We start from the raw sequence: 4,620 nt of genomic DNA, 5'->3' as shown, positions 1-4,620 counted from the left end.
TTATCGGAAAATCCGTCCAGAAGAAAGAACATTCCCAAGTCTGTTTTTACAATCGAATAAATATTTACTTTCTTCATCTGTTCAAGGATCTGTTGCTGCAAAGAGCTGAAACGGTAATTCTTCTCAGTTTTTATTTTTGCTGAGATGGGGAAGGGCGATTTTTGCGGAATCACATAAGACCAGTATCCATTGTTTTCTTTAAAAATATCATCTACCCTTTGCAAAGAACTCTGGTTTAGATAGATTAAATTCCTGCTTTTTCCCACAAGAGCAGCCAGTGTTTTGAATTCCGGAAGATGATCCTTCAGAAACTGAATATGCCTGTCCTCGTCAATCATACCTTGTTTTAAAAACTGATTCGGTTTTTCCGCTGCATCCTTTTCCGTCAGTTCATACCGCTGAGAAAAGCCACCCCAGAAAAAATTGGAGATTTCACTTGATGTACGTACCGAATCGAGCGCGTAGATTTTCTCATGCTGTACAGGTCGGATGTCCCATTTCGAAAAAGGCTTTGAAAACTTCAGATATTCTTCCAGAGGAACTTTTTTCTCAATCGTTAAACTGTCTAAATAATTAAACAGTTCCACATCATATTTTTCGGTTTTATTCAAATAATCCTGACCGAAAACAGATGCCGATAAAACGAAAAACAAAAGAATGACAATTTTTTGCATAGAATAAGAAAGTAACTTCATGGTTTTTGTATTGAATTGCTAGAACAAATGTAATGAATAGTTGAGAAGGGCGATGAATGATAGGTCTTTTTAGATTCTTTTATTTAATACAATGCTTTCACGGTTATTTTTCAAAACTATTCCTGTCATTCAGAATGAAATTTTGCGAAGCATTATGCAATGAAGAATCTTTTAATATGAGATTTTTCGACTCCACTTCGTTTCGCTCAAAATGACAGTGCTGTAGATTGAATGTAAGAGTTTTTTTTAACACATAAGTCACATAAGATTTTAAAACAATTTAAGCGTTATATCAGAACACATTAGTTTATGAAAATCTTTGATTTTCTTCTTATGTGATCTTCTAAATATTTAACTAAACTTATGTGACTAATGTGTTATATTTTAAAACAGTAAAATCACTCTGCCATTCTGAATGAAATTTTGCGAAGCATTATGGAATGAAGAATCTTTTAATATGAGATTTTTCGACTTCACTTCGTTGCGCTCAAAATGGCAGTGTTGCAGATTAAATGAAAGAGCTTTTAAACACATCAGTCACATAAGATTTTATAATAATTTCTAAGCTTTAGATCAGAACACATTAGTCTATGAAAATCTTTGATTTTCTTCTTATGTGTTCTTTTAAATATTTCATTAAACTAAACTTATGTGACTCATGTGTTATATTTTAAAGCAGTAAAATCCTCCGTCATTCAGAATGAAATTTTGCGAAGCATTATGCAATGAAGAATCTCTAAAAATGCAGTTATTTGAAATTTTTCGATTCCACTTCGTTCCGCTCAAAACGACAGCAATATAGATTAGAATATACTAATTATCAGCGCTTATCGCTCCCATATTTTTCTGATGAATCTGATCAGTTTTGGCGGTTCATCTGTATTTATTTCGTTCGTCGGGACTTCCTTTTCCTGCAAAGTTTCAATCGTATTTTCTTCAATTTATATTTTTAATTGTTGCTGAAAACGTTCATTTTCATCGGGAGGGCTGTTGTAAGGCGGAACTTCCTTTATGGGCGTGCTGAATATAATTTTCCGGCGGTTGTGGCAATGCATTCCGGCATTCTTCTGAGCAGAGATTCGCCAGTAAAGGCATTACATCGGTTCCTACCCAAAGAGAGATCCAGAGCTGATTGGTCTGTTCATAGCTCATTGTTTTGCGACACACGCTGCATTGTACGGTTTCGCCTGAGTAACGGACAGGGTTTTGGCTTAAATCCGGAAAGCCCATTCTGTTTTTATAATTGCCGTAGACGGCTCTTGTGCTCATTCTGCTGTCTTTTAAATTTTTGCAGTGGATGATCTCATAAGGGAACCAATGCAAATCGTAGGAAGTGTACACATCAAAATATTCCAGTGCTTCCATCTGTCCGATTTCAGGCGGAATGCGTTTGAGCTTACTTCCGTACAGCCGAACTTTTTTTACCTTTTTAAGTTTTGAAATCGTTTCCGGAAGGGTATGAATCCGAGAAAAAAGATCATAGCCAAGTTCTTCCGCCGGCGAAAATTCTTCCCTTCCGTCTTCGGCAACCCGATCAATATACTCACAAAGTTCCTTCCATGCCACAGAATTTCTATCCTGAACATGATTCTCAATTTTTTGTATTCTTTTGTTCATGAAGATTATCGGTTTTTCTAAGCATTGCTTTTCAAAGATAGAAAATTTGAGCGTAGGGTATAGATATGAAAAAACCTGCGGTTAGGCAGAAATTTTTAAAATTGCGTAAATGTAATATTACTTTTAATTATTATTTTTAAGGTATCATTATTAATTTAATTCATTAATTTTGTTTTTAACAGAATAATTCATCTGATCTTCTAAATCTCCCCATAAAAAATTATAAATAAAATTTGGAATTAAAGGACTTAATATTCTGTTTTGATAAATTCTATCCTGTATATTTCTTAAATCTTCAACTTCTATAATGTCATTTATTGATACAGAATCTAATTTGTCCTCAATAATTTCTCGTAATTTTTGTAAATTATCTACTGTTTCTAGATTAGTTTTATATTCTTTATAAGTAAACAGGAATAGAGGCATCGAAGGAAATAATGCTTCTATAAAAAATTTTTTTAAACTGAAACCGCTAGATAGAGAAAATACTAATAAAATAATAAAAGTAATTAAAGAGAGTGCTACTAAAATATTACTATATTTTTTTTTAATATTTTGATCATAACATATATTCATTCTTTGACAAAATATAATAGCTATATTTGTGGGAAGAACATCTATCTCCTTTGAATACCAATTTTTAACTTTTTCTATTTTTTTTATATTCTTATTATCTTTTTTTGAATATTTTCTGATTACATCCAAATCAATAAAAGTTGTATTTAAAGTTTCATTTTCTGGAAGTTTAAAGATTGTTATATCAAAATTTTCTTGTATGGATGCAGCTGTTTTTTTACTTCTATCAATATAAATTTCTAAAATTTTTTCACCAATTATTATTAGAACAGTGTATACTGCATAAATCCAATTTTTATCGTCAATTTTTAAATTAGTGAAATTTGTTAAAAATGAAATCGTGATCGGAGTACATACTGTAATGATAATCAATAGATAATTTATTTTTTTTGCATTAGAATATAGTCTTCTTTGCGCAAGTAATTTGTCAACATTTATGCTTAGATTTTGATCTCTTAATATTTCTGTACCTTTATTCATATTTAGGAAATTTTTCGCCAAAAATTTTTCGCCAATTTTCTATTGCTTTTTCTTGATTTTTTTCATTGATTTCGAAATTTACGGCATTGTTAGCAAATTCATAGCATTCCTTTGCTTTTCTACAGATTCTTTCTCTTTGTTCGGTTGTTAAATTATTAATGTTTCCTTGAATATTTTTTGGATCATTAACGTCATAAGATATGTTTTTCCATAAATAATAATAAAAATTTTTTATATTAATATCATTAAATTCGTTTTGATTTCCTTTATATTTCACAAAGCTAATTATTAAAACTTCAAAAAGATAAGAACCTATTTTAGGGTTTGCAAAATTTGCATTCCAATATTTTAATGTTCTTACTAACTGATATACTTTACCACCATACAATTTATTAGTATTTTTTATATTATTTTGATCGATAATAGGGTTAGTGGCTTTCCAGTTTCCGGAGCCATCTGGAATTAAATAAAAATTATTAACAGTGTAAAAACAAGGTACAATATCATAACTCCAAGCATATGATGTTAAATTAAGAACAGCAGCTTCTTGATTTCTTTTAATTTCCGAGTTAGAATATTGTGGAATAGAATTTAAAGCAGTAACTAATTTATTAACCACTCTAATTGAGTTTAGAATATTATCATCACTAGATAATTTTTTTAATTCATCAGATGAATTTTGAGTATGAATATAATACTTGTCTCTATTAAAAGTATCTACTGAATAATATGCATTTGAACCTCCAAGACAATACATAAGATCAATATCATCTAAGGGTCTAATTTTAGTATTTCTGGCAAATGATCCATATTTAATATGTTTTTCTGGATAGTCATTTGGGAAATCTTCTATATTTTCTGGAAAATTTAGTAGTTGATCAATTAGCCAATCTCTACTATTACGAGCATTGTTTGTATTTTCTTTAATTAGATTAACAGTATTTGTATTGAATTCTTCAAAAGCTTGATTTACATTTTTTGCCATATATAAAGATTAATTTATTTAACATTCAAATATATTTATCCTTAAACTTTAATTATTACGGGAATCCGTAAAGTGTCGATTTTATTTAAAATACTGTTGTAATTTAAGAAAGTTGTTTTTATAATCCTTTCCGTATTTTTACTGAAATTTATAATTCATAAAATCTTATTAATCTTCTCTAACCGCCAAACCTCTCCAACAATCTGCAGGAAACTTCCGGAGTCCTCCGGAGATTAAAAACAAAGTTGTTTGCGAATTCCGTACATC

The 4,620-nt window shown here is 30.1% G+C and carries 4 protein-coding genes; all 4 read right to left on the bottom strand.

Annotated elements, in window-relative coordinates; genetic code table 11:
* Window positions 1-695, bottom strand: a 695-nt coding sequence (locus tag WFK35_RS20910) for a hypothetical protein (protein WP_336734438.1), incomplete at its 3' end; no start/stop codon positions are given.
* 975 nt (window positions 696-1,670) lie between these two features.
* A complete protein-coding gene (locus WFK35_RS20905) occupies window positions 1,671-2,312 on the bottom strand; it encodes a hypothetical protein (RefSeq protein ID WP_336734436.1) in 642 nt (213 codons plus the stop codon).
* 150 nt (window positions 2,313-2,462) lie between these two features.
* On the bottom strand, window positions 2,463-3,368 hold the full coding sequence (locus WFK35_RS20900; RefSeq protein ID WP_336734434.1) for an S-4TM family putative pore-forming effector: 906 nt from the start codon (window positions 3,366-3,368) through the stop codon (window positions 2,463-2,465).
* Window positions 3,361-4,353, bottom strand: a complete 993-nt coding sequence (locus WFK35_RS20895; RefSeq protein ID WP_336734432.1) for a hypothetical protein — start codon at window positions 4,351-4,353, stop codon at window positions 3,361-3,363. The genes WFK35_RS20900 and WFK35_RS20895 overlap by 8 nt, the downstream gene beginning before the upstream one ends.
* Between the last annotated feature and the right edge of the window lie 267 nt (window positions 4,354-4,620).

Origin of the sequence: Chryseobacterium sp. VD8 (assembly GCF_037149975.1) — a bacterium.
Classification (GTDB): domain Bacteria; phylum Bacteroidota; class Bacteroidia; order Flavobacteriales; family Weeksellaceae; genus Chryseobacterium; species Chryseobacterium indicum.
This window is presented reverse-complemented; position numbering and strand designations above follow the sequence as displayed.